Source organism: Paenibacillus cookii (assembly GCF_018333375.1).
In the GTDB taxonomy this organism is placed as follows: Bacteria; Bacillota; Bacilli; order Paenibacillales; family Paenibacillaceae; genus Paenibacillus_AQ; species Paenibacillus_AQ cookii.
On the sequence record NZ_BORW01000001.1, the window covers coordinates 133835 to 159871 of the forward strand.

31 protein-coding genes are annotated in these 26037 nt (G+C 54.7%); 2 read left to right on the forward strand and 29 right to left on the reverse strand.

The genetic code is table 11. From position 1 onward, the window contains the following. Nucleotides 1-61 precede the first annotated feature (61 nt). The 24 genes from recN to KI367_RS00870 form a co-directional block, all read right to left on the reverse strand. Nucleotides 62-1798 carry a DNA repair protein RecN gene (gene recN / locus KI367_RS00755; protein ID WP_212946914.1) on the reverse strand — a complete coding sequence of 579 codons (1737 nt, stop codon included), beginning with the start codon at nt 1796-1798 and terminating at the stop codon, nt 62-64. Between the two features lie 36 nt (nt 1799-1834). Continuing rightward, entirely contained in the window at nt 1835-2284 is a 450-nt protein-coding gene (ahrC, locus tag KI367_RS00760) for a transcriptional regulator AhrC/ArgR (RefSeq protein ID WP_036714325.1), read from the reverse strand. Nucleotides 2285-2310: 26 nt separating this feature from the next. Continuing rightward, nucleotides 2311-2793: a hypothetical protein gene (locus KI367_RS00765; protein WP_036714322.1), complete on the reverse strand. Its 483-nt coding sequence runs from the start codon at nt 2791-2793 to the stop codon at nt 2311-2313. A 158-nt stretch (nt 2794-2951) separates the two neighbouring features. Beyond that, nucleotides 2952-3815, reverse strand: coding sequence for a TlyA family RNA methyltransferase (locus tag KI367_RS00770; RefSeq protein WP_036714319.1), 864 nt, complete (start codon nt 3813-3815; stop codon nt 2952-2954). Between the two features lie 26 nt (nt 3816-3841). Further along, complete coding sequence (gene dxs, locus KI367_RS00775; protein WP_212947428.1) at nt 3842-5749, reverse strand: 1-deoxy-D-xylulose-5-phosphate synthase; 1908 nt, start codon at nt 5747-5749, stop codon at nt 3842-3844. A 163-nt stretch (nt 5750-5912) separates the two neighbouring features. After that, complete coding sequence (locus KI367_RS00780; protein WP_052147316.1) at nt 5913-6833, reverse strand: polyprenyl synthetase family protein; 921 nt, start codon at nt 6831-6833, stop codon at nt 5913-5915. Further along, nucleotides 6811-7074: an exodeoxyribonuclease VII small subunit gene (gene xseB, locus KI367_RS00785; protein ID WP_281422473.1), complete on the reverse strand. Its 264-nt coding sequence runs from the start codon at nt 7072-7074 to the stop codon at nt 6811-6813. Before xseB ends, KI367_RS00780 begins: the two co-directional genes overlap by 23 nt. After that, a complete protein-coding gene (gene xseA, locus KI367_RS00790; protein ID WP_212946916.1) occupies nt 7055-8425 on the reverse strand; it encodes an exodeoxyribonuclease VII large subunit in 1371 nt (456 codons plus the stop codon). The genes xseB and xseA overlap by 20 nt, the downstream gene beginning before the upstream one ends. Before the next feature lie 14 nt (nt 8426-8439). Further along, nucleotides 8440-9297 carry a bifunctional methylenetetrahydrofolate dehydrogenase/methenyltetrahydrofolate cyclohydrolase FolD gene (folD, locus tag KI367_RS00795; RefSeq protein WP_212946917.1) on the reverse strand — a complete coding sequence of 286 codons (858 nt, stop codon included), beginning with the start codon at nt 9295-9297 and terminating at the stop codon, nt 8440-8442. Between the two features lie 75 nt (nt 9298-9372). Then, nucleotides 9373-9825 carry a transcription antitermination factor NusB gene (gene nusB / locus KI367_RS00800; protein ID WP_212946919.1) on the reverse strand — a complete coding sequence of 151 codons (453 nt, stop codon included), beginning with the start codon at nt 9823-9825 and terminating at the stop codon, nt 9373-9375. Nucleotides 9826-10007: 182 nt separating this feature from the next. After that, the gene (locus tag KI367_RS00805; protein ID WP_212946921.1) at nt 10008-10244 is read right to left on the reverse strand and encodes a DUF2273 domain-containing protein; all 237 of its coding nucleotides are present in this window, start codon (nt 10242-10244) and stop codon (nt 10008-10010) included. A gap of 12 nt (nt 10245-10256) precedes the next feature. Beyond that, entirely contained in the window at nt 10257-10796 is a 540-nt protein-coding gene (amaP, locus tag KI367_RS00810) for an alkaline shock response membrane anchor protein AmaP (RefSeq protein WP_212946922.1), read from the reverse strand. A gap of 115 nt (nt 10797-10911) precedes the next feature. Beyond that, nucleotides 10912-11322, reverse strand: a complete 411-nt coding sequence (locus KI367_RS00815; RefSeq protein WP_212946924.1) for an Asp23/Gls24 family envelope stress response protein — start codon at nt 11320-11322, stop codon at nt 10912-10914. Nucleotides 11323-11436: 114 nt separating this feature from the next. Continuing rightward, nucleotides 11437-12780, reverse strand: coding sequence for an acetyl-CoA carboxylase biotin carboxylase subunit (gene accC, locus KI367_RS00820; RefSeq protein ID WP_212946925.1), 1344 nt, complete (start codon nt 12778-12780; stop codon nt 11437-11439). Between the two features lie 28 nt (nt 12781-12808). Continuing rightward, nucleotides 12809-13303 (reverse strand): acetyl-CoA carboxylase biotin carboxyl carrier protein, encoded by a 495-nt coding sequence (gene accB, locus KI367_RS00825; RefSeq protein WP_212946926.1) that lies wholly within the window; start codon nt 13301-13303, stop codon nt 12809-12811. A 144-nt stretch (nt 13304-13447) separates the two neighbouring features. Then, complete coding sequence (locus KI367_RS00830; protein WP_212946928.1) at nt 13448-14323, reverse strand: SpoIIIAH-like family protein; 876 nt, start codon at nt 14321-14323, stop codon at nt 13448-13450. Between the two features lie 45 nt (nt 14324-14368). Beyond that, nucleotides 14369-15010, reverse strand: coding sequence for a stage III sporulation protein AG (gene spoIIIAG / locus KI367_RS00835; RefSeq protein ID WP_212946929.1), 642 nt, complete (start codon nt 15008-15010; stop codon nt 14369-14371). A 15-nt stretch (nt 15011-15025) separates the two neighbouring features. After that, on the reverse strand, nt 15026-15757 hold the full coding sequence (gene spoIIIAF / locus KI367_RS00840) for a stage III sporulation protein AF (RefSeq protein ID WP_212946931.1): 732 nt from the start codon (nt 15755-15757) through the stop codon (nt 15026-15028). Between the two features lie 15 nt (nt 15758-15772). Then, nucleotides 15773-16960, reverse strand: a complete 1188-nt coding sequence (spoIIIAE, locus tag KI367_RS00845) for a stage III sporulation protein AE (protein ID WP_212946934.1) — start codon at nt 16958-16960, stop codon at nt 15773-15775. An 18-nt stretch (nt 16961-16978) separates the two neighbouring features. Further along, complete coding sequence (gene spoIIIAD / locus KI367_RS00850; RefSeq protein ID WP_212946935.1) at nt 16979-17368, reverse strand: stage III sporulation protein AD; 390 nt, start codon at nt 17366-17368, stop codon at nt 16979-16981. Nucleotides 17369-17377: 9 nt separating this feature from the next. After that, nucleotides 17378-17581: a stage III sporulation protein AC gene (gene spoIIIAC, locus KI367_RS00855; RefSeq protein ID WP_036714303.1), complete on the reverse strand. Its 204-nt coding sequence runs from the start codon at nt 17579-17581 to the stop codon at nt 17378-17380. A 14-nt stretch (nt 17582-17595) separates the two neighbouring features. Further along, entirely contained in the window at nt 17596-18114 is a 519-nt protein-coding gene (gene spoIIIAB, locus KI367_RS00860; protein WP_036714302.1) for a stage III sporulation protein SpoIIIAB, read from the reverse strand. Then, complete coding sequence (gene spoIIIAA, locus KI367_RS00865; protein ID WP_505860634.1) at nt 18107-19099, reverse strand: stage III sporulation protein AA; 993 nt, start codon at nt 19097-19099, stop codon at nt 18107-18109. The genes spoIIIAB and spoIIIAA overlap by 8 nt, the downstream gene beginning before the upstream one ends. A gap of 117 nt (nt 19100-19216) precedes the next feature. Further along, a complete protein-coding gene (locus tag KI367_RS00870) occupies nt 19217-19480 on the reverse strand; it encodes a YqhV family protein (protein WP_373316190.1) in 264 nt (87 codons plus the stop codon). A 207-nt stretch (nt 19481-19687) separates the two neighbouring features. On the opposite strand from KI367_RS00870, the gene KI367_RS00875 reads away from it, so the two are divergent. Further along, nucleotides 19688-20419, forward strand: coding sequence for a 2-phosphosulfolactate phosphatase (locus KI367_RS00875; RefSeq protein WP_212946938.1), 732 nt, complete (start codon nt 19688-19690; stop codon nt 20417-20419). An 88-nt stretch (nt 20420-20507) separates the two neighbouring features. Here KI367_RS00875 and KI367_RS00880 read toward each other — a convergent pair whose 3' ends face one another. The 5 genes from KI367_RS00880 to KI367_RS00900 all read right to left on the reverse strand — a co-directional run bounded on the left by KI367_RS00880 (nt 20508) and on the right by KI367_RS00900 (nt 24843). Beyond that, nucleotides 20508-21761 (reverse strand): aspartate kinase, encoded by a 1254-nt coding sequence (locus tag KI367_RS00880; protein ID WP_212946940.1) that lies wholly within the window; start codon nt 21759-21761, stop codon nt 20508-20510. Between the two features lie 318 nt (nt 21762-22079). Then, the gene (efp, locus tag KI367_RS00885) at nt 22080-22637 is read right to left on the reverse strand and encodes an elongation factor P (RefSeq protein WP_036714300.1); all 558 of its coding nucleotides are present in this window, start codon (nt 22635-22637) and stop codon (nt 22080-22082) included. Between the two features lie 37 nt (nt 22638-22674). After that, nucleotides 22675-23751, reverse strand: a complete 1077-nt coding sequence (locus KI367_RS00890; RefSeq protein ID WP_212946942.1) for a M24 family metallopeptidase — start codon at nt 23749-23751, stop codon at nt 22675-22677. A gap of 51 nt (nt 23752-23802) precedes the next feature. Beyond that, complete coding sequence (gene aroQ, locus KI367_RS00895) at nt 23803-24249, reverse strand: type II 3-dehydroquinate dehydratase (protein WP_036714296.1); 447 nt, start codon at nt 24247-24249, stop codon at nt 23803-23805. An 84-nt stretch (nt 24250-24333) separates the two neighbouring features. After that, nucleotides 24334-24843 (reverse strand): YqhR family membrane protein, encoded by a 510-nt coding sequence (locus KI367_RS00900; RefSeq protein ID WP_212946943.1) that lies wholly within the window; start codon nt 24841-24843, stop codon nt 24334-24336. A gap of 198 nt (nt 24844-25041) precedes the next feature. On the opposite strand from KI367_RS00900, the gene KI367_RS00905 reads away from it, so the two are divergent. Then, nucleotides 25042-26037, forward strand: a complete 996-nt coding sequence (locus tag KI367_RS00905) for a DUF1385 domain-containing protein (protein WP_036714294.1) — start codon at nt 25042-25044, stop codon at nt 26035-26037.

Sequence of the window (26037 nt, forward strand, 5' to 3'; positions counted from 1 at the left end):
TGGTCGCCAATTGCGTACCTTTAAGATTGCCCTGCCCCAAGTCTTTTATTACTGTCAATCATTACGCTGGTGCGGTTTTGACGGCCTTCCGTTCCTCCGCCAGCTTCAACATTTCTTGGGCATGATGGAGCGTTTTTTCGGTAATTTCGACGCCTCCAAGCATACGCGCAAGCTCTTCGACGCGCCCCTGGTCGGAAAGCTCCTCCACATGCGTCATCGTCCGTTCGCCTTCGATGTTTTTTTCGATCAAATATTGATGGTCCGCCATGCAAGCGACCTGCGGCAAATGCGTGATGGAGAATACCTGGCAGTTTTCGGCGAGTTTGTCCAGTTTTTCGGCGATCGATTGTGCAGCCCTTCCGCTGACCCCCGTGTCCACCTCGTCGAAAATAAGCACCGGAATCCGGTCATGCCTTGCAAAAATGCTTTTCATCGCCAGCATCATCCGGGAAAGTTCGCCGCCGGAAGCGATTTTGCTTAACGGCCGCAGCGGTTCGCCGGGGTTGGGCGAGATCATGAATTCGGCGGTATCGATGCCCTGCCGCGTCAGCCTGATCCTTCTGCCGTCGACTTCCACGCCTTTAGGATCCTCGATCCGGTCGAAACGAACTTGAAGCGAAGTCCGTTCCATATGAAGGTCCTTTAACTCCTTTTCCACTTGGCCGGCCAGGTCGGCCGCGCACATTTGGCGGGCTTCGCTGAGCTCCTCGGCCGTTGCGATCAGCGCCGCGAGCAATTCGTCGCGCCGGGTTTTAAGTTCCTCCAAACGTTCGTCCTTGTTTTCCAGCGCGCTGGTTTCCTGCAAAATATTGTTGTAGTAAGCCAGGATCTCGTCCACGCTCTCCCCGTATTTCCGCCGCAGGGAAGAAATCAAGTCCAGCCGTTCTTCGACTTCGTCCAGCCGTTCGGGATTAAATTCGATGTCGTCGCGGTAGTTGCGAAGCTGAAAAGCGACGTCCTCCAGCTGGTAATACGCCGACTGCAGCTGCTCCAAAATGGGCTTCAGCTCTTTTTCGTCGTATTGCACCACGTCCTCGAGGCGCGATACCGCCGTACTGACGGCACCCAGTCCCTTCTCGCCGAAAACGAGGTCGTATGCGCCCGATACGGAATCCATCATTTTCTCGCTATGGGATAGCTTGACCCGTTCTTCCATCAGCCATTCATCCTCGCCCGATTTCAAGGCAGCCGCCGAAATTTCCTCCAGCTGAAAACGGTACAAATCCAGCATCTGATACGTTTTTTGGCTGTTCATCATCAGCTCTTTGTATTCCTTTTCGACTTTTGAAAACGAGGCATATTGCTCCTGATACGTTCTTTTGATCGGACCGATGACGGCTTCGCCGTACGTATCGAGAAGATGCAAGTGGCGGTCGGCCCGCATCAGGTTTTGATGCTCATGCTGGCCGTGGATGTTGATCAGCTGTTCCCCGATTTCGCGAAGCATCGTCAAATTGACGAGCTGCCCATTGATCCGTGCCGTGCTTTTCCCCTGCTGGTTCACCTCCCGGCGAATGATCAAATGCTCCTCGGGATCGGCCTGCACGCCCATCTGCTCGAGCGACGCCCATACGGGATGATTGTGCTGCAGCTCGAAGCTCGCTTCGATTTCGGCTTTGTCGCAGCCGTAGCGGATCAGCTCGGCCGAACCCCGGCCGCCCGCGATGAGCCCCAGCGCATCGATGACAATCGATTTCCCTGCCCCCGTTTCCCCTGAAAGAACATGAAAGCCCGCATGAAAAGACACGTCGACCGATTCGATGACGGCCAAATTCCGAATACTTAATGTCAGCAGCATGGATTCAATCCCCCCATAAATATTGCCCGGTTTCCCTTATGAAATATAACTCATGATCAATTCGACCAAGCTTTCGCTGTCTTCGTTGGTGCGGCAAATCATCAAGATCGTATCGTCGCCGCAAATCGTGCCCATGATCTGGTTCCATTCCATGTTGTCGAGCAAAACCGCAATCGCGTTCGCCGTCCCGGGCAAACATTTCATGACCACCAAATTGTTGGTGTAATCGATATGCACGAAATTGTCCACGAGAGCCCGTTTCAGCTTTTGGAGCGGATTGTAGCGCTGGTCGGTCGGGAGCGAATATTTGTATCTTCCGTCGTCCATCGGCACTTTGATGAGCAGCAGCTCTTTGATGTCCCGGGACACGGTCGCCTGGGTCACCTGAAAGCCGGCGGCCCGCAGCGCTGCGACCAGCTCGTCCTGGGTTTCGATATCCTGCTGGGTAATGATTTCCCGGATTTTAATATGTCGTTGTCCTTTCATACATACCTCCTGGTAAAAGCTTATATTTATTCATCATATCCATTAGCGTCCTCTTCATCCCAGTCGAAATGGATGCAGGCAACCTCGTCGTTGTCCACGTCGACGTATAACACGCCGCCGCAGCCCGGATACAGGAGAAAATAAGGAAGCAGCCTGTCCCGGATCGAACTGCCCGTCCATTCCATCGGAAGCCGGCTTCGGGCCACCTTGACCAGATAAAGAACGTTCTCGTCATTTCTTGCGATAAAATCGATGAAGAGCCGGCTGTGAAAATCTTCCCCGTCCACATCGAACAGCAGCGGGATTTTGATCTTTCCGCCCAGCACTTCATAACCTGCATTCTCCAGCATGTCCACCGCCGGATGATCAGGGATATTCTCATTTATGGGCATGTCCGGCACGCGGGCGGGAAGGGGCCTAAAGAGCCACGTCCGAAGCCCGTGCGCGATCCAAACCAACAACAGCAATCCAATAAGAAGCATGACGAGCCAATCCGCCCGTTCCTCCATTTCGATCACCTCGATGGTTTATTTCGCGGCAGCCGGAAGAAAATCCTTTATAACCGTGAATGAACCGCATAAATATCAATTTCAAGTCCATTATATACCAAACATACGTTCTTCTCAATTCACTTTTTGCGAATCTTCGGTCATGAACGAAAAGAAACTCATCCCTTGGATGAGTTTCCCGTAAACGTATGCGAGGCTTCCGCCACGATGTCATGGACGAGCGGCTGCAGCACGGCTTCAAACTCTTCGGTGGATGTCTCGTTTGCACCGCCCTCTTGATCGCTCACATGCCAGTGGGCCAAAAATTCGATGTTGCCTTCCCCGCCGGTGATCGGCGAATACGTCAGCCCCTTCAGCTCGAATCCGAGTTCATGGGCAAAGCTCAAAATGTTCACGAGCACTTCGCGATGAACGGCCGCCTCCCGGACGACGCCCGATTTTCCGACCTTCTCCCTTCCGGCTTCGAACTGCGGCTTGATGAGCGCCGCAACGTCCCCGGGGCGCTGCAGCAGCGCCTTTAGCGGAGGCAAAATGATCCGAAGCGAAATGAAGGATACGTCTATGCTCGCAAAATCGGGCGCGGGTCCTTTCAAATCTTCAGGCGTCATATAACGGAAATTGGTTTTCTCCATCACGCAGACGCGCTCGTCGTTGCGCAGGGACCAGTCCAGCTGGTTCGAACCCACGTCGATCGCGTAAACGTATGCGGCCCCGTGCTGAAGGGCGCAATCCGTAAATCCGCCCGTGGAGGAGCCGATGTCCAGCATCGTTTTGCCCGCCAGATCAAGGCCGAATGTCCGAATGGCTTTCTCCAGCTTTAATCCGCCGCGGCTTACGTACGGATGAACGGCTCCTTTGACGCGGATGACCGTGTCCCTCGGAACCTTCATGCCCGCTTTTTCGATGCGTTCCTCGTTGGCGAGCACCAGGCCCGCCATGATGGCGGCCTTGGCTTTCTCGCGGCTATCGTAAAATCCCTGCTCCACCAGCAGGACATCAATCCGTTCTTTTGGCGAATTCATGATTATCTCCTGACTGTACGTTCCGCCTAGGAGGAGTACCCGGTTTTTCCGATCCCGAATGCATGCAGAGACATCAGCTTTTTGATCTCCGCGCATACGTTCTCGGCGGTCAATCCGGTTTCCTGGCGCTGTTCTTTGACGCTGCCGTGTTCGATAAAACGGTCCGGCACGCCCATCAAGGACACTCTCGTATCAAAAATATGCTTGGAAGCGTAAAATTCGAGCACGGCGCTGCCAAGGCTGCCTTTTTCGCTGGCCTCTTCCAGCACGATCATGTTCGTGTGGCTGTCGGCGAGTTCGATCAGCATCTCTTCGTCAAGCGGCTTGAGGAAACGCGCGTTGACCACGCGCAGGTTAATGCCTTCCCGCTTCAGCTGTTCGGCGGCTTCCAGCGCCACCTGCACCATAGGACCCGATGCCAAAACGGCGTAACCTTCGCCTTCGCGAACGGTTTCCCAGGAGCCGATCGGTATCGGCACAAGCTTTTCGTCCAAAGGAACGCCCAGCCCGTTAATCCGCGGATAGCGGTACGCGATCGGTCCGTCATCGTAATCCAGCGCCGTCTTCATCATGTGCCGCAGCTCGTTTTCATCCTTCGGCATCATCAGCACGAGATTCGGAATATGGCGCAAGAAAGCCACGTCGAACACGCCCTGATGCGTTTCGCCGTCGGCTCCCACGAAACCGGCGCGGTCGATGGCGAACATGACATTGGCGTTTTGGCGGCAAATGTCATGGACGATCTGGTCGTACGCCCGCTGCATGAACGTCGAGTAGACGGCGAACACCGGCTTCATCCCCTCCATTGCGAGAGCCGCGCACATCGTTGCCGCATGCTGTTCGGCGATGCCGACGTCGATCATTCGGCTCGGGAATTTTTCGCTGAATTCGATCAGCCCCGAACCTTTCGGCATGGCCGGGGTCACCGCCACGATGCGCGGATCCTTTTCCCCGAGCTCGATGAGCGTTTTGCCGAAGACGTCCGTGTACATCGGATTGCCGACGGACTTCAGCTCTTTTCCGGATTCGATTTTGTACGGCGAAATGCCGTGCCATTTATGGGAATCGGCTTCGGCCGGCTTGTAGCCTTTGCCCTTGGTCGTCAACACATGGACAAATACCGGGCCGCGCACGTTATCTGCCTGTTTGAAGGTTTCGATCAGCTTCTGGATGTCATGCCCGTCGACAGGGCCGAGATACGTAAGCCCGAGCTCCTCGAACAGCACGCCCGGCACCATCATGTATTTCAGGCTGTCTTTCAGGCGGGAACCGGTTTTAGCCAGCATGCCTCCGATGGCCGGAATTTTTTTGAGCAGCACCTCGAGTTCGTCCTTCGCCCGCAAATAATGGCGGTCGGAACGAATTTTGCTCAAATAATTATGCATGGCCCCGACGTTCGGTGCGATGGACATTTCATTGTCGTTCAAGACGACCATCAAATCTTTTTGCTCATGGCCGATATGGTTCAACGCCTCGAAAGCCATGCCGCCCGTCAAAGCGCCGTCGCCGATGACGGCGATGACCTTGTTTTTTTCGCCCTTCAAGTCGCGGGCGACGGCCATGCCGATCGCTGCGGACAGCGAGGTGCTGCTATGCCCCGCTTCCCACACGTCGTGCTCGCTTTCATTGCGTTTCACGAACCCGCACAATCCTTTGTACTTGCGCAGCGTATCGAATTGGTCCATGCGCCCTGTCAACATTTTATGGACGTAGGCCTGGTGGCCGACGTCGAAAATGAATTTATCACGTGGACTGTCATAACAGTAATGCAGGGCCAGCGTGAGTTCCACCACTCCCAGGTTTGAAGCCAGATGACCTCCCGTCACGGACAGCTTTTCGATCAGAAATCGACGGATTTCAGCCGAAAGAAGGCCCAATTGTTCAACCGATAGAGATTTGATTTGTTCTGGCTGTTTAATTTGTGGAAGCAGCACGACAATCTCCCCGCTTTCCTCTATAGAATGGAATAATTTCTTCAAGTCCGGCTTCCATGTAAAAAGCCTCTTTTCATTATATATATGGTTAGCGCTTTCCTTGCAGAAAGACGATTCTTTTCGTCATTATATCACAAAACTTTACGCAATCCTAAGCAAGGCGTCAATGATCGCGATTCATCAGGTAGTCGGCGATCTCCAGCAGGCGCGACGGGTCGGCCAAGCCGGCTTCGATCACCGCCGATTTCGCTTCGGCCGTCAATCTTTCGACCTCGCCCCGCGAAGCTTCAAGCCCGATAAAATAGGGATATGTTACCTTTTCCTGCTTCATGTCGCTCTGCGTTTTTTTGCCGAGTTTCGCCTCGTCGCCGACGATATCGAGGATATCGTCCTGAATTTGGAACGCCAGCCCGAGCTTTTGTCCGAACGTGCGGAGCGCTTCGAGTTTTTGTTCATCCGCCCCGGCGATCCTTCCCCCGGCAAGAAGCGAAAACGTGATCAAATCGCTCGTTTTGTGAAGATGGATGTATTCAAGCTGGGACAACTCGGTCAGCCCCTGCTCGCCTTCCATATCGGCCGCCTGGCCGCCGACCATGCCTTTCGGCCCCGCAAGCTCCGCCAAATCCATGGTGATGTTGACCACCTGCTCGGCCGGAACGCCATGGACCTGTGACAACCGGGCCACCAAATAAAAAGCGTGGGTAAGCAGCGCATCGCCCGCCAAAATCGCCGCCGCTTCGCCGAATACTTTATGGTTCGTCAGTTTGCCCCGACGGTAATCGTCATTGTCCATCGCGGGCAAATCATCGTGAATGAGGGAGTAGGTGTGCACCATCTCGACCGCGCACGCGGCGTCAAGCGCCGCATCCGCATTGCCGTCCAGCGCTTCGCAGGCAGCCATGACGAGCAGCGGCCGCATCCGCTTACCGCCGGCCATCAAAGAATAAAGCATCGCCTCCCGCAGCGAAGACGGGATCTGCCACTGCGCGGGAAGGCTCTCCTCCAGTCGCGTCGCGACCCGCTCGATGATGTTCTGATGATATTCCCTGAAGGAGGCACGTTCAGTCAATCGAGTCACCGCCATCCGGATCGAGCGGGCTGCCGAAAGGCTTTTTGCGCAATTCGCCGTTTTCTTCCACGATCATTTCGATTTTCCGTTCCACCTGCTCCAGCTTCTGGCTGCAAAGCTGCGAAAGCTTCATTCCCTGCTGGAACAGCTCGATCGCCTTCTCCAAAGGCACGTCGCCATGTTCGAGTTCACCGACGATATCCTCGAGCTGGATCATGGCGTCTTCGAATTTCAATTCATTTTCCTTTTCCGTCAATTTGCCCATCCTCCTTCATTCCCCATACCTGGCATGAAAGCTGACCGTCGCTTACTTTGATTTGGACCAAATCCCCAGGCTGTACGTCGTTTATAGATTTGATGAGATGCTGCTCTTTTTCGTCGTATACGAGGCTGTATCCCCGCGCCATCACTTTCAGCGGGCTTAACGCGTCCAGATGGCGCACCGATTCGCGCAGCTGCGACTGTTTGTGCTTCAAAATGGACTGCATCAGCGCAACCAGCTGTTTGCGGCTCGCCTCGTTTCGTTTTTTGGCGTAGGAAAGCTGTTCCTGCGGATGGTACCGCATCAGGCCGTGGTGAATCCGGAGCCGTTTCTCGCGGCTCTGGTTCAGCGCCGCGCGCATGCTGCCGTTTAACCGCATATGCAGCATGTCCAAGCGTTCGGCATGCTGCAGCAAATATCGCCGCGGGTGCATGAGCACCGGGGAACGCTGCAGCGACGCAAGCTGCTGGCGGCTGCGTTTGACCCGGTCGAGCAGCAGTTGTTTGAGCAGCCGCTCGAATTGGCGCAAACGATCCTGCAGCTCGGCCGCATGGGGAACCGCCAGCTCGGCGGCCGCCGTCGGCGTCGCGGCCCTGAGATCGGCCGCAAAATCGGCGATCGTAAAGTCCGTTTCGTGGCCTACGGCGGATATGACCGGGATCCGCGACTCGCGGATCGCCCGTGCCACCGGCTCCTCGTTAAACGCCCACAGTTCCTCGAGCGAACCGCCGCCGCGGCCGACGATCAGCACGTCCGCCTCGTCCATCTCGTTCATGCTGCGGATGGCGCGAACGATCGATGCGGCCGCTCCTTTCCCCTGCACGAGCACCGGATAGAGCACCACCTTCGCTTGGGGATATCGCCGTCCGAGCGTAATGATGATATCCCGTACGGCCGCGCCCGTCGGCGAAGTGATGACGCCGACCGTCTCCGGGAATTCGGGAATCGGCCTTTTGCGTTCCGCGGCAAACAGCCCTTCTTCTTCGAGCTTTTTTTTCAGCTGCTCAAATGCCAAATACAAACTGCCGATGCCGTCCGGCTGCATATGCGTCGCGTAAAACTGGTACTGACCATCGCGTTCGTATACCGTGACGTTGCCACGGGCAATGACTTTGGCGCCTTCCTTCGGCTTGAAGGGCAGCCTTTGGTTATGGGACGCAAACATGATGGCGCGAATCCGGCTGCCCTCATCCTTCAAAGTAAAGTACATATGCCCGCTCGAATGGTGCGTGAAATTCGAAATTTCGCCGCGAATCCACACGTCGGACAACAGGCGGTCCGAGTCGAGCTTCATCCGGATATACCGGTTCAAATCCTTGATCGATAAAATTCGCTGCGGTTCCATGGCCATGCCCCCGCTTACACAAGCCCGTGATGGCGCTTTGCCGCGATGAGGGTGTTCTGCATGAGCATCGTAATGGTCATCGGACCGACGCCGCCCGGCACAGGCGTAATCGGACCGGACACTTCCTTCACGCTTTCGAAGTCGACGTCTCCCGCAAGCTTGCCGTTTTCGAGCCGGTTCATGCCCACGTCGATGACCACGGCTCCGGGTTTCACGTAGCTGGCGTCAATGAAATTGGCACGGCCGATCGCAACGACCAGCACATCGGCTTGGCGCGCGATTTCCGCCATCCGCTCCGTACGGGAATGGCACATCGTCACGGTCGCGTTTTCCCGCTGAAGAAGAAGGGAAACCGGTTTGCCGACGATATTGCTTCGTCCGATGACGACCGCATGTTTGCCGGACAAAGAGATCCCCGCCCGTTTGATAAGCTCGATCACGCCGGCCGGCGTGCACGGAAGCAGGCTGTCGTCGCCGATGACGAGGTTCCCGACGTTCACCGGGTGGAAACCGTCGACGTCCTTGTCTACGGCAATCGCGTTGATCACGGCTTTTTCATCGATATGTCCGGGCAGGGGCAGCTGCACCAAGATGCCGTCGATGTCGCCCTTGCGGTTCAGCCGGTCCACCAAAGCAAGCAAATCGGCTTGCGAGGTTTCGGCGGGCAGGCGGTGAACCTCGGAGTAAAACCCTAAATCGTGGCAAGCTTTTTCCTTGTTCCGAACGTACACCTGAGATGCCGGATCTTCCCCGACCAGCACGACGGCGAGGCCCGGAACGACGCCTTTGGCCGCCAATGCCCGCACTTCGCCGGCGATGCTGCCCCGGATCTCTTCGGATACCTGTTTTCCGCTGATGATGGTTGCTGTCATTTTACTCTCTCCCCCGTAATTAGAATGGTCAAATCGATATGTGGGCTTCGGTAACGCCAAGCGGAAGCGGCAAGGTCAGGAAAGGGTGTTTTTCAGCTTGTCCACTTCGCGGATCATGTTCCCCAGCACGCCGTTGACGAATTTGCCGGATTCCTCGGTGCCGAAATGTTTGGACAGCTCGATCGCCTCGTTGACGGCCACTTTCGCCGGAACGTCGCTCGAATAGAGCAGCTCGTAAGCCGCCAAACGCAAAATTTGCCGGTCGACCCGCGACAAACGGCTGATTTGCCAGCCTTTCAAATAATTTTCGAGCAGGCCGTCGATGGCTTGTTTCTGGCTCCATACGCCGTTGACCAGAGTCAGCACGTAATTTTTCAGCTCGATTCCGTTCGTGATGACGCGTTCCGTATCGTTTTCCTCGGCGGCCTCATCCAGCAGCATATTGACGGCTTCTTCGCTGCCCACTTCATTCATTTCCATTTGGTACAGACTTTGCACGACGATTTCCCTTGCCAAACGTCTTTTCATTTTGTTCCTCCTGAACCTGTCATTTATGGCACTTATCTTTATTATGGGTTACTGCGGATTGTTGCAATCTCCTATGGCAAAGGTTTTTCAAAGCATTTCCGCAAAAAAACCGCGATACGTTTCACCAGAAAATGGGCGTTATGAAGCTGCAGCTCTTTTTTCCGGAGAAAGCATATCACGGTTCATTTAAAAGGGCGCCAGCGCTCGGAAAGCCATTTCCGCATCTCATCCCAGCGAAAAACGGACTCCATGCGCAAGTCTTTCCGCTTGCCGACGGCATATCCTATGAACACAACCAATGCAAAGAACAACATATCCCAAAATCCCGCGATCAAATAAATAAAACCAAAGAAAATTCCGCCGGCGATGCCGACGATCCGTCCTCTGTGACTCTCCCATACTTCCTTCAAGAATGCCATGGAAGACCACCCCTATTCCACTCTGCTCTTCATGGCCGTCGACTGGGCCACATTCGCGATATATACCGCCACATTCGATACCGGAATGCCCGTCGTCTCCTGAAGATAATCATGTACCTGCTTTTGAATGTCGGTCGTCATGGTCGGAATCGAAACGTCGCCTTCGACCACCGCCCGGATCTTGATTTCAAGCCCGGCTTCGGACACGCGGATCCGCGCCTTCAAATCTTTGGCTCCCCGGATGCGGGCTGCCGCCTTCAGGCATAAATTCTCGATCGTTTCCACCGATATTTGGATGTCCCCGTATTCGGTGCGTTGGTCGATCGAAGGAATTTGCGTACGATCTCGGCGGATCGAGATATAGAAAAATCGGACGCTAAGCAAAAACAAGACGGCGGCAATGACCAGCAGCGTGATTTCCAGTGTGGACGCATCCATGTATTCTCCCAAACCGGGAACCAAGCCGCTTAACCGGAGGAGGGCAAATACGCTTATGATTCCGATGCTCAAGCTGTAAATAAAGAGCAAAAATCTATCCAGTATTTTAGCCACGAACGGCGCAGCCTCCTTAAATTAGAGTAAACCCTCGACGTTCGTCGGGGGTTACGGATACGGAATGAACCCGGAAGCACGGCATGTTTCCAGGGCTCATTCCTTCGGTCATCTCTTATTTCACGCGTTGTTGCGTCAAATCGATTTCTTCCGTTCTTTCGGCGCTTTTGAAATGAACGTCATGAATATGCACGTTCACTTCCACGACGTTCAAGCCGGTCATCATTTCGATCGATCGTTTGACGTTGCGCTGAATTTCGGTAGCGACTTGAGGCAGCCGGTTCCCGTATTCGATGATAACGGAAACGTCAACGGCCGCTTCGCGCTGCCCGACTTCCACCTTTACGCCTTTGGACAGGTTTTTGCGTCCAAGCAGCTCGGCGATGCCTCCGGCAAAACCGCCGCTCATGCCGGCTACGCCTTTGACCTCGACGGTCGCCAGTCCCGCAATCACTTCAATGACTTCGGGCGCAATCTGGATTTCGCCGATTTCGGTACGTTCAAACTCATTCGGTTCCGTGCTCATTATGGCTTAACACACCTTTCGGATAAGATGGATAAGAAGCACACCTTTCTGGACGCCGCATAATCACTCATACTATAACATTCGGGGCGATTCGTGACAAACGTCCGCGGAGGCTTATATCTCGTTTTCCTCTAAAAATTTGATATCGAAGTCGCCTCTGTTGAAGGTCGGATGATCCAGAAGCTTCATATGGAAAGGAATCGTCGTGTGAATTCCCTCCACGGCGAACTCGGATAACGCGCGTTTCATCTTGGCGATCGCTTCGTCGCGCGTCGGCGCCCATACGATCAGCTTCGCGATCATCGAATCGTAATACGGAGGAATGGTATACCCCTGATAAGCGGCGCTGTCAACCCGCACGCCCGGTCCTCCCGGCGGCAAGTAAAACTGGATTTTTCCTGCAGCAGGCATAAAGTTCCGATCCGGATCTTCGGCGTTGATGCGGCATTCGATGGAGCTGCCGCTGATCACGACGTCGTCTTGGTTAAAGGAAAGCGGATTGCCCTCCGCCACCGAAACCATTTCTTTAATCAAATCCACGCCCGTAACCATCTCGGTCACCGGATGCTCCACCTGGATGCGCGTATTCATTTCCATGAAGTAAAACTGACCATCCGGTCCGAGCAAAAACTCGAGCGTGCCCGCGCCGGAATAGTTTACGGCCTGCGCGGCGCGAACGGCCGCTTCGCCCATGCGCTGGCGCACTTCCGGGGAAAGCACCGGACACGGGGATTCTTCGACGAGCTTTTGTCTGCGGCGCTGCACGGAACAATCGCGTTCGCCCAAATGGACCGCGTTCCCGTAATTGTCGGCCATCACCTGAATTTCGACGTGCTTCATGCCGGTGAGGAACTTCTCCAGGTAAACGCCTGCGTTGCCGAAGGCTTTCTGCGCTTCCTGCTGAGCGGCCGTGATTTGCTTGATCAGGGTTTCTTCGTCTTCGGCGATGCGGATGCCTTTGCCCCCGCCGCCGGCCGTCGCTTTGATGATCAATGGATAACCGATATCCCGGCCGATCATCACGGCCTCCTCGATGTTTTCGACCAAGCCGTCCGAGCCGGGGATGACCGGCACGCCGGCCGCTTTCATCGTTTGCTTGGCGACCGATTTATCGCCCATCTTGTTGATGGCATCCGCCGACGGGCCGATGAACGTAATGTTGCAGGATTCGCAAATTTCGGCGAAGTCGGCGTTTTCGGCAAGGAATCCGTAACCCGGATGTACCGCGTCGCACTCCGTCAACGTCGCCACGCTCATGATGTTCGTAATGTTCAAGTAGCTGTCTTTGGACGTGGTAGGTCCGATACAGTAAGCTTCGTCCGCAAGACGGACGTGAAGCGCATCCTTGTCCGCTTCGGAATAGACCGCAACCGTCGAAATGCCCAGCTCTCGGCAAGCGCGAATGATACGGACGGCAATTTCGCCGCGGTTGGCGATCAGGATTTTTTGGAATTTCATGCAGATAACCTCCCTTTCGAATGCGGTGTTATTCCGTTTTCACCAGAAACAGAGGCTGCCCGTATTCAACCAATTGTCCGTTTTCCACGAGAATTTCGACGATTTCGCCTTTCACTTCGGCTTCGAGTTCGTTCATCAGCTTCATGGCTTCAAGAATGCAGACGACCGTTTTTTCATTGACCTTGTCCCCTACGTTCACGAACGGGCCCTTTTCAGGGGAAGGCGATCTGTAGAACGTGCCGACCATCGGGGATACGATTTTATGTAGGTTGGGATCGGCTGCTTTCGCTTCGGCTGCCGGCTGCTGGGCGGCTTCCGCTGCCGCAGCAGGGTTCTGGAATTGGGGAGCGGCCTGCTGCGGAACCTGAACGTACTGCGCAGGTACGGACGGCGCTGCAACAACCTCGGTTTTGTTTGCTTTGCGGATCGTTAAATGAGTTCCTTCCAATTCAATATCCAGTTCATGTACAGAGGTCTGATCGACCAATTGTATCAACTCTTTAATCTCGCTTAACTTCAACATGTACAATTCACTCCTTCGAGGGAAGCTTTCGGAAGCTTCCGGACATACATACACATAACGATAAGTATTATATCATAAACAAGCAAAATGGAAAGAGTCCGGGGAAATCCGGACTCTTTCGACATATTCCGTGCTTACCGCATCTTATGGCGCCATGTATTGAACGCTCACTTTGTCCTGGGTGACGTTCAGCTCTTTCATCACCAGTTCAACGATGCTGACGGCCTGCTTCACGTCCGGTTTGTCGCTGAGGACAAGCACTTGGTATTTATCATTTTCTTCTTTGATAAACGCGTTGGCGAAGGAATATTTATGCTCCAGCTCCTCCTCGATGCCCTTGATTTTTTCTGTTTTCGTTTCCAGCGCGTTCAGTTCTTCGCTTGCTTTCGCGGTTTCAGCGGGATCCTTGCTCATGTCGTTCATGGCAGCCAGCAGATCGTTATATTTGGACTCGTTTTTTTGGTCCCGTTCCATCAGGTAGGAGTCGAACAGGCTGGAGGCGGAGCTTTTTTGGGCAGCCACTTCCTTCAGCACTTCATCGTCGCTTTTTCCGGCTTGCGCTTCCTTGCCGTTATCCGTTTTTCCCTTCGAAGCCGTTTTTTCCTCTGCGGCCGCATCCTTGGAAGCGGCGTCCTTGCCGTCCGTCTGAGCCGTCGTTTTGTCGCTGCTTTCTTTTGAAGCATCCTTCGCCGCGTCTTTCGTCGTGTCCTTGGCCGTGTCCTTGGCGGCTTCCTTGGAAGCATCCGCGCTTCCTGCGTCCGTTTTGGCGGCGGCCGCATTCTCGTTGACTTTGCCGTCGGTGATCACTTCGGTTACTTCCACTCCGCTTTCCGTCGTCGTCTTGGACGCCGTTTCCTTGGCGGACGACTTATCCGCGCCGCTCACCTGCTGGCTGTCGGCAACCGGGGTTTTCGGCGTTTTCGACGATCCCGAGTCCTCCGTAAACAGGTAGTAAGCGGATAACACAACCATCAAGCTCAGCATGGACACCAACCAAATCGTTTGTCTTTTACTGTTCATTCGTTAAATCCTCCTCAAATTTGAACTCATTATTTGAATTGCTGCCTACCCCTGTTTGCGCGGAACGACCGAGATCCGGTATTCCGGAACGTTCAGCCCTTTTTCGACCGCATCGACGATCAGCTGTTTGACGACCTCGTTTTCGGCGCCTTTGGCGACGACCAGGACGCCGCGGATTTGCGGTTTCACCCTCTTCGTAACGATCGGGGCCTGGGTGCCTGACTGCTCGTATGTAACCACTTCCCCGTCCCGCGTATATTGCGTCGTGCGGCGTTTGCCTCCGTTCGCGTCGTTTTCGTCCGATTGCTGCTGCGAATCCTTTATGTTTTTCTGGTAAACCACTTCTTCCGTCGAATCCACGTTGACCAGGACGTCAACGGTGCCCACTCCGACGATTTTTTCGAGGATCTCCTTCATCTTGTTTTCGGCGTCTTCTTCGATGCTGCTGAAGGCGTTCCTTTCCCCGCCGTGCTCCGGGGAGCTTTCGTTGACGGTCGGTTGCGCCGGCGGTTCGCGGCCGATGTTTTCGTTATCCAGCTTTTTGACGTTGACGAAGGAATTGAAGAGGACGATCGCCACACCGATCAGGCCGACGATGATCAGCCAGCGGAAGGTGTTGATCCTGCTGCCGCTGCCCTGCCCTCCGCCTCCGATCCACTGCTCCAGTTTCTTGAACCATTTCCCCACGTTTATCACCTCTTTTTATAGCTTCCCGTTTTCGGCTGTTCCGTTTCGGACGGCGATGATCTCCGGGTCGATTCCCCATTCGCTTCCGATGATTCGTTTGATGGCTTCCGCGTTCGCGCCGCCGTTCTCCTCGCTGCTCGCCGCCGCTTCCTGTCCCGATTCCGTGCCGCTTGGATTTTCCTTTGGCGGGCCGCCGATTTCGATCTGCACGGGGAGCACCGGATCGATTCGGATTTCGCCGGACGCCGGCGGGGCGGCAGCCGTTTCTTCCGAGGCGGGCCCTGCTTTTATCGTGACGGTCACGTTTTTGATATAGGGGCTCTGGTTCGCGTCCTGCGCCGTCCCCTCCGGCATCGCCAGGACCACCGCCACGTCCGCGCCTTGCTCCCCGCTTTCCTTGCGGATCTGGTCTTTCATCTTCGCGGCGACTTCGCGTGCCGCCCATTCGAGGGACTGCTTCTGCTGCCGGGTTTGCAGCTGCTTCGCTTCGTCCATGATCTGCTGCAGGCTGCCTTTTCCTCCGGCCTCGTGGCTCTGGTTCATGCCGTTAAACACGGCCGCGATCTTGATGTCCGCCGCATCGGTCAGTATTTTGATCAGCGGCCCGAGGAGCGTGAGCAGGATCAGCAGGCTCAGCACCAGCTTGACGTAACGCTCCATGGAGCGGCTCGGAAGGATGAGATCCACGAAGGAGGCCAGCAGAACCACCATAATCACTTCTTTCAGCCAACTGCTCAGCCAGGCCATCTTACGCCTCCTTCCTTACCTCATCATGACGGTGACGTTCCCCGCCGTAAGCATGATCGTGATCGCCAGGAAAAACATCAGTCCGACGACGGCCAGCGCGGCAAACACGTACAGCATGCTTTTCCCGATCGTTTCCAGGCAGGTCGTGATCGGCGAGTCTCCGAGCGGCTGCATGACGGCAGCGGATACCTTGTAGATCAACGCGAGCACCAATATTTTGATTGCCGGAAACGCGCACAGGAACAGGATGATGATGACGCCGACCAAACCGATGGAGTTTTTGATGAGCAGCGAAGCCGAGATGACGGTATCCGTTGCATCGGCGAACATTTTCCCCACCACCGGGATGAAGCTTCCGGACACGTATTTGGCCGCCCGGATCGTCACCCCGTCCGTCACGGAGCTCGTGATGCCCTGAACCGAAATGACGCCCAAAAAAATGGTCAACAGTACGCCGAGAAACCCTACGCTGATGTTGCGAAGCAAGTTGGCCAGCTGCGTCAGCTTGTATTTGTCGGAAAGGGAGCTGACCAAATGAAGCACCGCCGAAAAGAACAGAAGCGGGAAGATCAGCGTGTGGATGAGCGTGCCGACGGTGTTGATCATAAAAATGATGAGCGGATGCGTGACCGAAACCGTGATGACGTTGCCCATGGAGGCCAAAAGCGCGAACAGCAGCGGCACCATGGCCATCATGAAATCGATCATGCGGTCGATCGCTTCTTTGGCGTAACCGATCGCCACGTTGAAGCTGTTGATCGCCAGGACGATGATGACCATGTAACATAATGCGTAAGCGACCTTGCTGACGGTTTTTCGTTCGAACGCCGATTGCAGCGTCTCCAGGATCATGCTCATGATGCTCAGCATGACGATGGTGACGAGCAGCTTCCCGTTGTACAGCACTTCGTGCCACATGAAGGAACCTAACGCCGCCAGAACGCTTTTGACGCTGAAGCCTTCTCCTCCGGGAAGCAGGATATCCATAAAGGAAGGCACTTTTTGATCCGGGAAAAACCCGCCGTAATCCTTCATCAGGCTTTCCCAGTAGGTTTCGACCTGGTCCTTCGGCAGCGACTCCGCTTGATGCTTGATCCACTCTTCGGCCGGGGAATCGGCGAAAACCCGGGTTGTCCCCGCGAGCAAAAACAGGATGAAAAAAAGGATCAAATGCCGTGTATCCCGGCGCGGTTTTAAAAGCATGGGTATTCCCACTTTCTCCTACGCTGGCAGCAATTTCAGCACGGTTTCGATGATGATGCCGATGATCGGTACCGCAAGGACCATGATCAGCATTTTGCCTGCCAATTCGATTTTTGAGGCGATATTCTCCTGCCCGGCGTCACGCACGACCTGAGCTCCGAATTCGGCGATATAGGCGATGCCGATGATTTTCAGGATCGTTTTCAGGTAGATCAGTTCGACGCCGGAGGACCTGGCCATCCGCTCCAGCTCCGAAACGACGGTGCTGATTTTGCCCATCAGGAACATGAAGATCAGCACGCCCGTCGCGGCGGCCAGCAGAAAAGCAAACATCGGCTTTTGCTCTTTGACGATCAGGATCAGAATCGTTGCTATGAGTCCAAGACCCACCACCTGTATAATTTCCATAAGCAACCCCTAATGGAACAGAAAAATGGTTTTGATCTCCTGCAGCAGGTTATCGAGCAGCCGGACGACCATGAACAGCACCACGACAAAGCCGATGACCGTCACCCAATGAGCCATATCTTCTTTTCCCATTTGCTTGAGTACCGTATGAATCATCGCAATGATGATGCCGATTCCCGCAATCTGGAAAATTGCGTTCACTTCAAAGTTCATTCCTTGGCACCTCGCTAAAAGATCAAAATGACGATCAATGCTCCAACCAATAGCCCGAGACTCCGGCTGATCTTTTCGTATTTCGCCTGCTCGTCTCTTGCCAGTGCTTCTTCATGCTTCAGCTGCTGGGCGGCCAAGGCAATATGCTTGATTTGATCCTGCCTGTCGCTTGTCCCAAGCGTAAAGCTGAGCTGATGGAGAATATCGCGCTCCGGCGCTTTCATCGCGGTCCGCTTCCAATGGTCGTGCAGGGAGCGCTGGATGCTTTCCTGAGCCGTATTTCCGCTCCCCGACGCCATATGGTTCGCCGCGCTTTTGAAGATGCTCCGCAGCGGTTCCCCGAGCTGCCCGGCCAATCTGCGGAACGCATCGGGAAGCGGCGTAAAGCCGTACGAGATTTCGGTTTCGAGCCTTTGCATCGCAAGAATGAGTTCGCGGATTTGCTTCGGCCTTGCCGCAAACCGGGCGGCCTGGTGAAATCCTGCAAGCGTTCCGGCCAGGAGGATCAGCACGGCCCCGAAAAGCTTAAGCATGGTTGGCTTCCCCCTTTGCCTGAAGCTGGAGCAAGCGCATCTGCCGGTCCATGATCCGGAATGCCGTTTTGCCGCGGCTGCGGTGAAGCAGGACGTAAACTTCGAACATCCGGTTGTCCATCAGCCGTTTCATCGCCGGGCGGTTTTGGAGTTCCTCCGGGGCGCTGCCGTGAGCCGAAGCGATGACGGATATGCCCGCATGCAGCGCCTCGGTGACGGCTTCGGCATCTTCTTCCCTGCCGATCTCGTCCACGATGAGGACATCCGGCGACATCGAACGGATCATCATCATCATGCCTTCGGCTTTCGGGCACGCATCCATCACGTCGGTCCGCGGGCCGACATCGAAGCTTGGCACCCCGTGCACGCTGCCGGCAATTTCGGAACGTTCGTCGATGATGCCGACCTTCATGCCCGCGGGCTTCGCAATCGGCGCCTCCATGCCGCCGGAGCTGATCTGCCTTGCCAAATCCCGAAGCAGCGTCGTTTTCCCGTGCTGCGGCGGCGAAAGGATCAGCGCGTGTTTCATTCTTCGCTCCCTTTCGTCGTACAGAAACGGCAGAATGGCGTTTGCGGCCCCCCTCACTTCCCGGGCGATCCGGATGTTGAATCCGCTGATGTCCCGGATATGCTCCACTTTCCCTCCGGATAAGACCGTTCTTCCGGCAAGCCCGATGCGGTGCCCGCCCGGGACCGTAATAAAACCTTTCCGCAGTTCCTCCTCCAGGGTATATAAGGAATGGTTGCTGATCAGATCGAGAAACCTGCGGCTATCGTCGCGGCTGGGCCTGTACGCCTTGTCCCCGTCCAGCGTCGGCTGCCCCTCTTCGGTGACGAAGCGGTGCCCGCCCGATTCATTCACCTCCAGCGGCCTACCTTCGCGGATCCGAACCTCTTCCAGCTTCCCGAGGAGTTCCCTCGGCAATCTTAGCAGGATGGACTTGATCCGGTCGGGAAACAGTTCTAGCCAGTTTGGATTCGTAATACGACCACCCCCAAGCTGTCTTCTCTTAAGTCCGTGAGCTTTTCGTTTATAGACTAGTAGATGTTTTTTATACCACATGTTTATGCTTGTACTTCAAAATTATGACGACCGAATCTATCATTTTTTTAAAATTCCGATTAAGAGACAGGAAACCCCTACGAATATCCAGGCGATCTTGCCCCATGACAGCTTGTCGGCAAGGCCGATCAGGCCGATGGAAGTGGTCAGGATCAGCACGGTCGGCCCTACGAAAGCCAGGAGCGAATTGATCGCCAGCGCCTTATCAACCTGGGCGAGCCTCAACATGAACAATGCCGCCGCAATTTCGATGCCGCCGGAGAGCATGCGCAGCGTAGCCATACTTAACACGAACTTGTCCAATCGGGAAACCTCCTTGAATTGAAATGTTCATCTTTTATATGGATATGCCGCAGTCTCTCTTTTTAGTTATGTTTTGCGAGAAAAGCGTTCGGAACATTTCCGCGCCTGCTGCATATATTAGTTTTGAAGTTGCAATTCTCTGCGCGCAAAAACATGCTGATAGAGATTGGGACACATAAAGTGAAGGGCTTAAGGAGGATTTGACCCATGCGGGTGGATGTGATTGCCAATGTGGACGATATCAGATCGGAGGATTTTATTCAGAAAAGCGCTGCCGTCATCGATGTGCTGCGTGCAACCAGCACGATGATCACGGCGTTGGCCAAGGGCGCTTGCGGCCTGCTTCCCGTTGAAACCGTCCCCCAAGCCCAAAGCAAAAAAAGCGAACATACCTTTGTCGGCGGAGAACGATATTACAAGAAGATTCCCGGCTTTCAGGCAGGCAATTCCCCTCACGATTACATGACGGAAGAAGTTGCGGGCAAACTTGTCGTTCTGACGACCTCGAACGGAACAAGGGGGCTTCTCAAATCGCAGCGGGCAGCCAAACTTCTGGCGGCCTCCTTCATCAACGGCACGGCCGTCGCTTCGGCGCTCGCGGCCTTCGACCGCGACGTCATCCTGCTATGCTCGGGCTGCAGAAACGAGTTTTCGCTGGAGGACGGGTTGTGCGCAGGCATGATTATCGATGCCATGGAATCCATGGTGGACGGCCCGCTCCGCCTGAACGATTTGGGGCTGGCCATGAAACTCGCCTACAGGCAATGCCGCGCCAATCTGTACGAAACCGTCATGGAGGGAACGTCCGCCAAACAGCTGGTCAAGCTGGGATATGCCCATGACGTGGAATACTGCACCGGAATCGATACCGTGCCGGTCGTTCCCATCGCCAAAAACGATTTGATTCTGACGCCGTTATACGCGAAGGCTCCCTGCTGACCCGAGAACAAAAAAAGGCCCGAAGCTTCTGCTTCAGGCCTTTTTTCTATATTTTTTCTTCATTAGTATCCTAAAACGGAATCGATCCTTAACGTCTGACTTGCGGTCCGCCGACGTAAACCTGCGCGTCGGTATCCAGGTTGTAAGCGGTATGGAGAGCACGCACCACTTGCTCCAGGTTGCCGTTTTCGATGACGCAGGACGTTTTGATTTCCGAGGTGCTGACCATCTTGATGCTGACGCCTTGCTGCGAGATGACGTCGAACATTTGGGCGGCTACGCCCGGATGGCTGATCATGCCCGCTCCGACGATCGAAACTTTCACCAGGTCGCGTTCAGAGGTGACGTCACGGTACGGCAGCTTCGATCTGAGGCCTTGAATGACCTCCAGCGCAAGATCGCATTCGGCCAGCGACGTCGTAAAGGAAAAGTCCGCTTTGCCGTCCTGCACGCCGCTTTGCACGATGATGTCGACGTTGATCTGCGCTTCGGCAAGCGCTCCGAATACTTGGGCCAGCACGCCCGGAACGTCCTCCACGCCGAGGATGCTGATTCTTGCCACGTTTTTGTCATACGCGATGCCGCTTACTACAACTCCCTGTTCCACGCTTGTTTCCTCCTTAACCGCTGTGCCTTCGTTATAGTTAAAGCTGGATCTGACCACCAGCTGGACGTTGTGATGCTTGGCGTATTCCACTGCCCGCGGATGCAGGACAGCCGCCCCCAAATTGGCAAGCTCCAGCATTTCGTCGTAGGAAATTTCCGCAAGCTTGCGCGCGCATTTGACGATCCTAGGATCCGTCGAATAAATGCCGTCCACGTCCGTGTATATTTCGCACACGTCCGCCTTGATCGCCGCAGCCAGCGCAACCGCGGTCGTATCCGAACCGCCGCGGCCCAGCGTCGTGATTTCCCCGTCTTCCGTCATCCCTTGGAAGCCCGCAACGATGACGATGTGGTTTTCATTTAGGGCGGACATGACCCGCTCCGGCGAAATATCGGTAATCCGCGCTTTTCCGTGCACGGGTTCGGTCCGGAATCCGGCCTGCCAACCGGTCAGCGAAACGGCGCTCCGCCCCAGATCGTGAATGGCCATCGACAACAAGGCTATGGAAATCTGCTCCCCCGTCGTCATCAGCATATCCATTTCCCGTGCCGGAGGATTCGGATTCAGCAGCTTTGCCTGGTCAATGAGATCGTCCGTCGTATCCCCCATCGCGGAAACGACCACGACGCATTGATGCCCTTCATCCTGTTTTTCGACGATGCGTTTGGCTACGCGCTTCATTCGCTCCGTATCCCCTACGGAACTTCCTCCGAATTTCATGACGTACAGTGACAACTTCGATTCACTCCCCACTCGTTTGAGGATCGCGCAACATCCGAACGATCGCCCTTCCGATCCATGCCGGATCATGTCGATTGAGATCGAGTGTTGCGACAATCCCGATTTAAGCCAATCCATGGCGTCATCGGCCCAAACAGCCCATGAAAACCGAGATGGATTGATGCAAATGTCTTTTTACGCTTTAACATAGTATAATACGAAAGTTCATCGGGTAGGTAGACTTTTTTTGCGGCGGCCGCGTATATAAAAATCCCCCTCACCGTTCGTGAGGGGAATCCGTAATTAAACCGCTTCTTTGTTTCTGCCGAAACGTTACGCGCGGGAAATGTATTTGCCTTCGCGGGTATCGATCAGAAGCACGTCGCCTTCGTTGATGAACAGAGGCACCTGAACGTTAAGGCCGGTTTCGACCTTGGCGTTTTTGGTTGCGCCCGTCGCGGTGTTGCCTTTGATTCCAGGCTCGGTTTCAACCACTTTCAGCTCGACGCTGTTCGGCAGGTTGATCCCGAGGATTTCGCCTTGATAGCTGACGATGTTTACGATCATGTTTTCTTTCAGGAAGTTCAGTTCCCATTCCAGTTGTTTGCTGTCCAGGCTGAACTGGTCATACGTTTCGTTATCCATGAATACATGGTCTTGTCCGCTTGCATACAGGTACGAAACGGCGCGGTTTTCGATCATCGCGCGGCCGATCGTTTCGCCGGCGCGGAACGTGCGCTCAACCGTGTTGCCGTTGCGCAGGTTCTTCAGTTTGGAGCGGACGAACGCCGCGCCTTTGCCCGGTTTTACGTGCTGGAATTCAAGAACGGTAAAAATATCGCCATCCACTTCTACCGTTAGTCCTGTTTTAAAGTCGTTTACTGAAATCACAAAAATGCCTCCTAAAATTAAGTATATATTGCTTCAATCACGCCGGTAATACGGTATATTCTTTCGGCGAATGCGTCAAGACAGCATTTCCCGTTTCCGTGATCACAATATCGTCTTCAATGCGCACGCCGCCAAGGCCCGGTATGTAGATGCCCGGTTCGACGGTCACGACCATGCCCGGCTTCAGGATATCGTCGCTCAGCTTGGACAGGCGCGGATTTTCATGCACTTCCATGCCGAGTCCATGCCCCGTGCTGTGGCCGAATTGGTCGCCGTAGCCGTATTTCGCGATGATGTCGCGCGCCAGCGCGTCGGCTTCCCGCCCGGTCATGCCCGGTTTGATGTTCGCAACCGCATGCAATTGGGCTTCCAGCACGATATCGTAAATTTCCTTCAGCTTCGGATCCGGTTTGCCGATCGCGATCGTGCGGGTCAAGTCGGAGCAATATCCGTCCAGCAGCGCGCCGAAATCGAACGTAATCAGCTCGTTCCCCGCGATCACGCGCCCGCTGGCCACGCCGTGCGGCATCGCGGAGCGTTCTCCCGAAGCGACGATCGTATCGAACGAGGAGCTGGTCGCGCCGTTTTTGCGCATGAAAAATTCCATCTCCAGATCGACTTCGCGTTCGGTCATGCCCGGTTTGATAAAGTCCAAAATGTGTTTGAACGTCGCGTCCGCAAGATCCGCGGCCCGCTGCATCACCTTCAGCTCTTCGGCATCCTTGATGATGCGAAGCTGCTCGACCAGGCCGGAAACCGGCACCAGCTCCGCAGGTTTAAGCTGTTCGGCATAAGCGCTGTAGGCGGCGAACGTGACGTCATCCTGTTCAAACGCAAGCTTGCCGACGTTTGCGGCAGCCAGCAGTTCCTTCACGGTATCCATCACCCGCTGCCCGTGTTCGACGACCCGGAAATCCTTCGTTTGTTCGGACGCCTGCGTCATGTAACGGAAGTCGGTCAGCAGGTAAGCATCGTTCATCGTAATCAAACAATAGCCCGAGGAGCCCGTAAATCCGGTCAAATAACGCCGGTTGATCGCACTCGTAACGAAAAGTGCCTCCACATTTTTTTGCTGCATCGCTTCACGCAATTTAAGCACACGATCTTTGCTCATTCGTTCGTCTCCTCTCTCTCGCGAGCTTCGTCCATGGAAAAGGAAAGCGGCTTATTGTCCCTGGCCCTCCAAGTGGCGAAGCAAGGCTATCAATCCCAGCTCGTAGCTGACAGCCCCGAATCCGGCGATTTGCCCGACAGCCACCGGAGCAATGACCGATGTATGGCGGAATTCCTCCCGGGCGTGGATGTTCGACAAATGCACTTCCACCGTCGGGATCCGGACAGAGCTGATGGCGTCGCGGACGGCGTAGCTGTAATGGGTCAGCGCCCCCGGATTCAGGACGATCCCGTCGGCTTGCCCCAAGGCTCCGTGGATCCGGTCGATGATGTCGCCTTCATGATTGGATTGGTAAAAACTGAGCGTCACGCCGAGCGCTTCGGCTTTTCGGCTCAGGCCTTCCTCAATCGATTGAAGGCTTTGGGATCCGTACACGCCGGGCTCCCGGAGCCCCAGCAGGTTCAAATTCGGTCCGTTGATCACCCAAATGGTTCTCAAAATGGTATTCCCACCCTTACTGTCAAATAACCATCTGCTATTTTAACATAGGGAATGTCTACTTGAGAAGTTTTTTTGGTTGCTTTAAGCCTTTGCCCGCTTCGGTTCCCGCATGCGTTCATCCGTAAATTCGAATGCGATCGTATAGCCGATGAACAGTCCCCACAGCAAAAAAAGGCAAAATTCGCTGACGATGGAATTCCAGCCGAGCTGGTTCAGCGGCTTCGTCATATGTAGCGGCGGCCCGGCGGCGGCAAAAATGACGCACCACCAGACGATCCCGTAGATGATCCCGGGCCACGGCCCTTTGAGTTTGCGGAACAACAGCACGTATATGACGGATGCGATCGCCGAGAGAGCGATGAACATCAGCCAGCCGGCAAGCTGTCCCGCCCCGCTTTTCAGGAACCCGTGGTGAAAAAACGGCCCCCCCAGAAATCCCGGAATCACCTTCGTAAAGTTCAGCGTATAAAACAGCCAATGGATCGCGCCCCAGATGAATCCCGCAAAACATCCGAGTTCGAGTCCAAACGTAAGCGGGTTGGTCGGGCCTTCCTGCGACTTTTGGCGAAACGGTGCAACATAAGATGCCATCTTCGTCTGTCTCCTTTTGTTTTCCTTAGTATGGTTCATTTCCCTCGAGCCTAAACCAACTAGAAATCGGACCTGAAATTCGATACAATGGTAATAATCAACCCCGACTTTCGTGCGGAATCCCGCTTTGGAAGTCGGAAGCCAATCACGGGATGCAATGAAAATCCTGAATCCATCTATCCAGGGAAGGTGAACTGGTTGTCGCAACAATCGAAACCCGTCAGCTACGGCGGCCAAGCTGTCATCGAAGGCGTGATGTTTGGCGGCAAATATGTCAATGTGACAGCCGTGCGTCGGAAAAATCAAGAGATTACGTTTTTGGAAGTACCCAAGCAGGACAAGGATTGGATCCGGAAGCTGCGCAAAATTCCGCTCTTGCGCGGTATCGTAAGCATTATAGATTCGAGCGCCAAAGGGACGAAACATTTGAACTATTCGGCGGATGCTTTTGCGGACGATACGCTCGAACCCGAAGAACGCGAAAAGCTGAAGCAAAAGGAAGAATCCAAATGGAGCCTCGGCATGATTATCGGCGTTTCCGCCGTGGGCGTGCTCTCCTTCGTGGTCGGCAAGCTGGTGCTGACGCTGCTCCCCGTCTTTTTGGAAAAATTTTTGTTCGGGGCGATGTTCGAGAACTATATATTGCATAATCTGATAGAAGGAGTCATCAAACTGCTGCTCCTGCTCGCTTATCTTTGGGGAATTTCCCAAACTCCCGTCATCAAAAGGCTGTTTCAATACCACGGCGCGGAGCACAAAGTGATCACGACGTACGAAGCCGGCGAAGAGCTGACCGTGGCGAACGTGCAAAAGCACAGCCGCCTTCATTACCGGTGCGGAAGCAGCTTCATGATGCTCACCATCGTCCTGGGCGTGCTGATTTATTCCCTCGTGCCGTGGGATAACATGACCCAGCGCGTGCTGCAGCGGATCATTCTGCTCCCCGTCGTCATTGCCGTCTCTTTTGAATTTTTGAAATTGACCAACGCGCTGCGCGACGTGCCGGTGCTCCGGTACCTCGGATACCCTGGCTTGTGGCTGCAGCTGTTGACGACCAAAGAGCCGAAGGACGATCAAGTGGAAGTTTCCATCGCTTCCTTCAAACGGATGCTCGAGCTGGACGCGCAGATGGAAAAAGCGCCTGAAACGAACCAGCCTGTCAGAACAGGAGTCTTGGATCCCCTGAAAGGATGA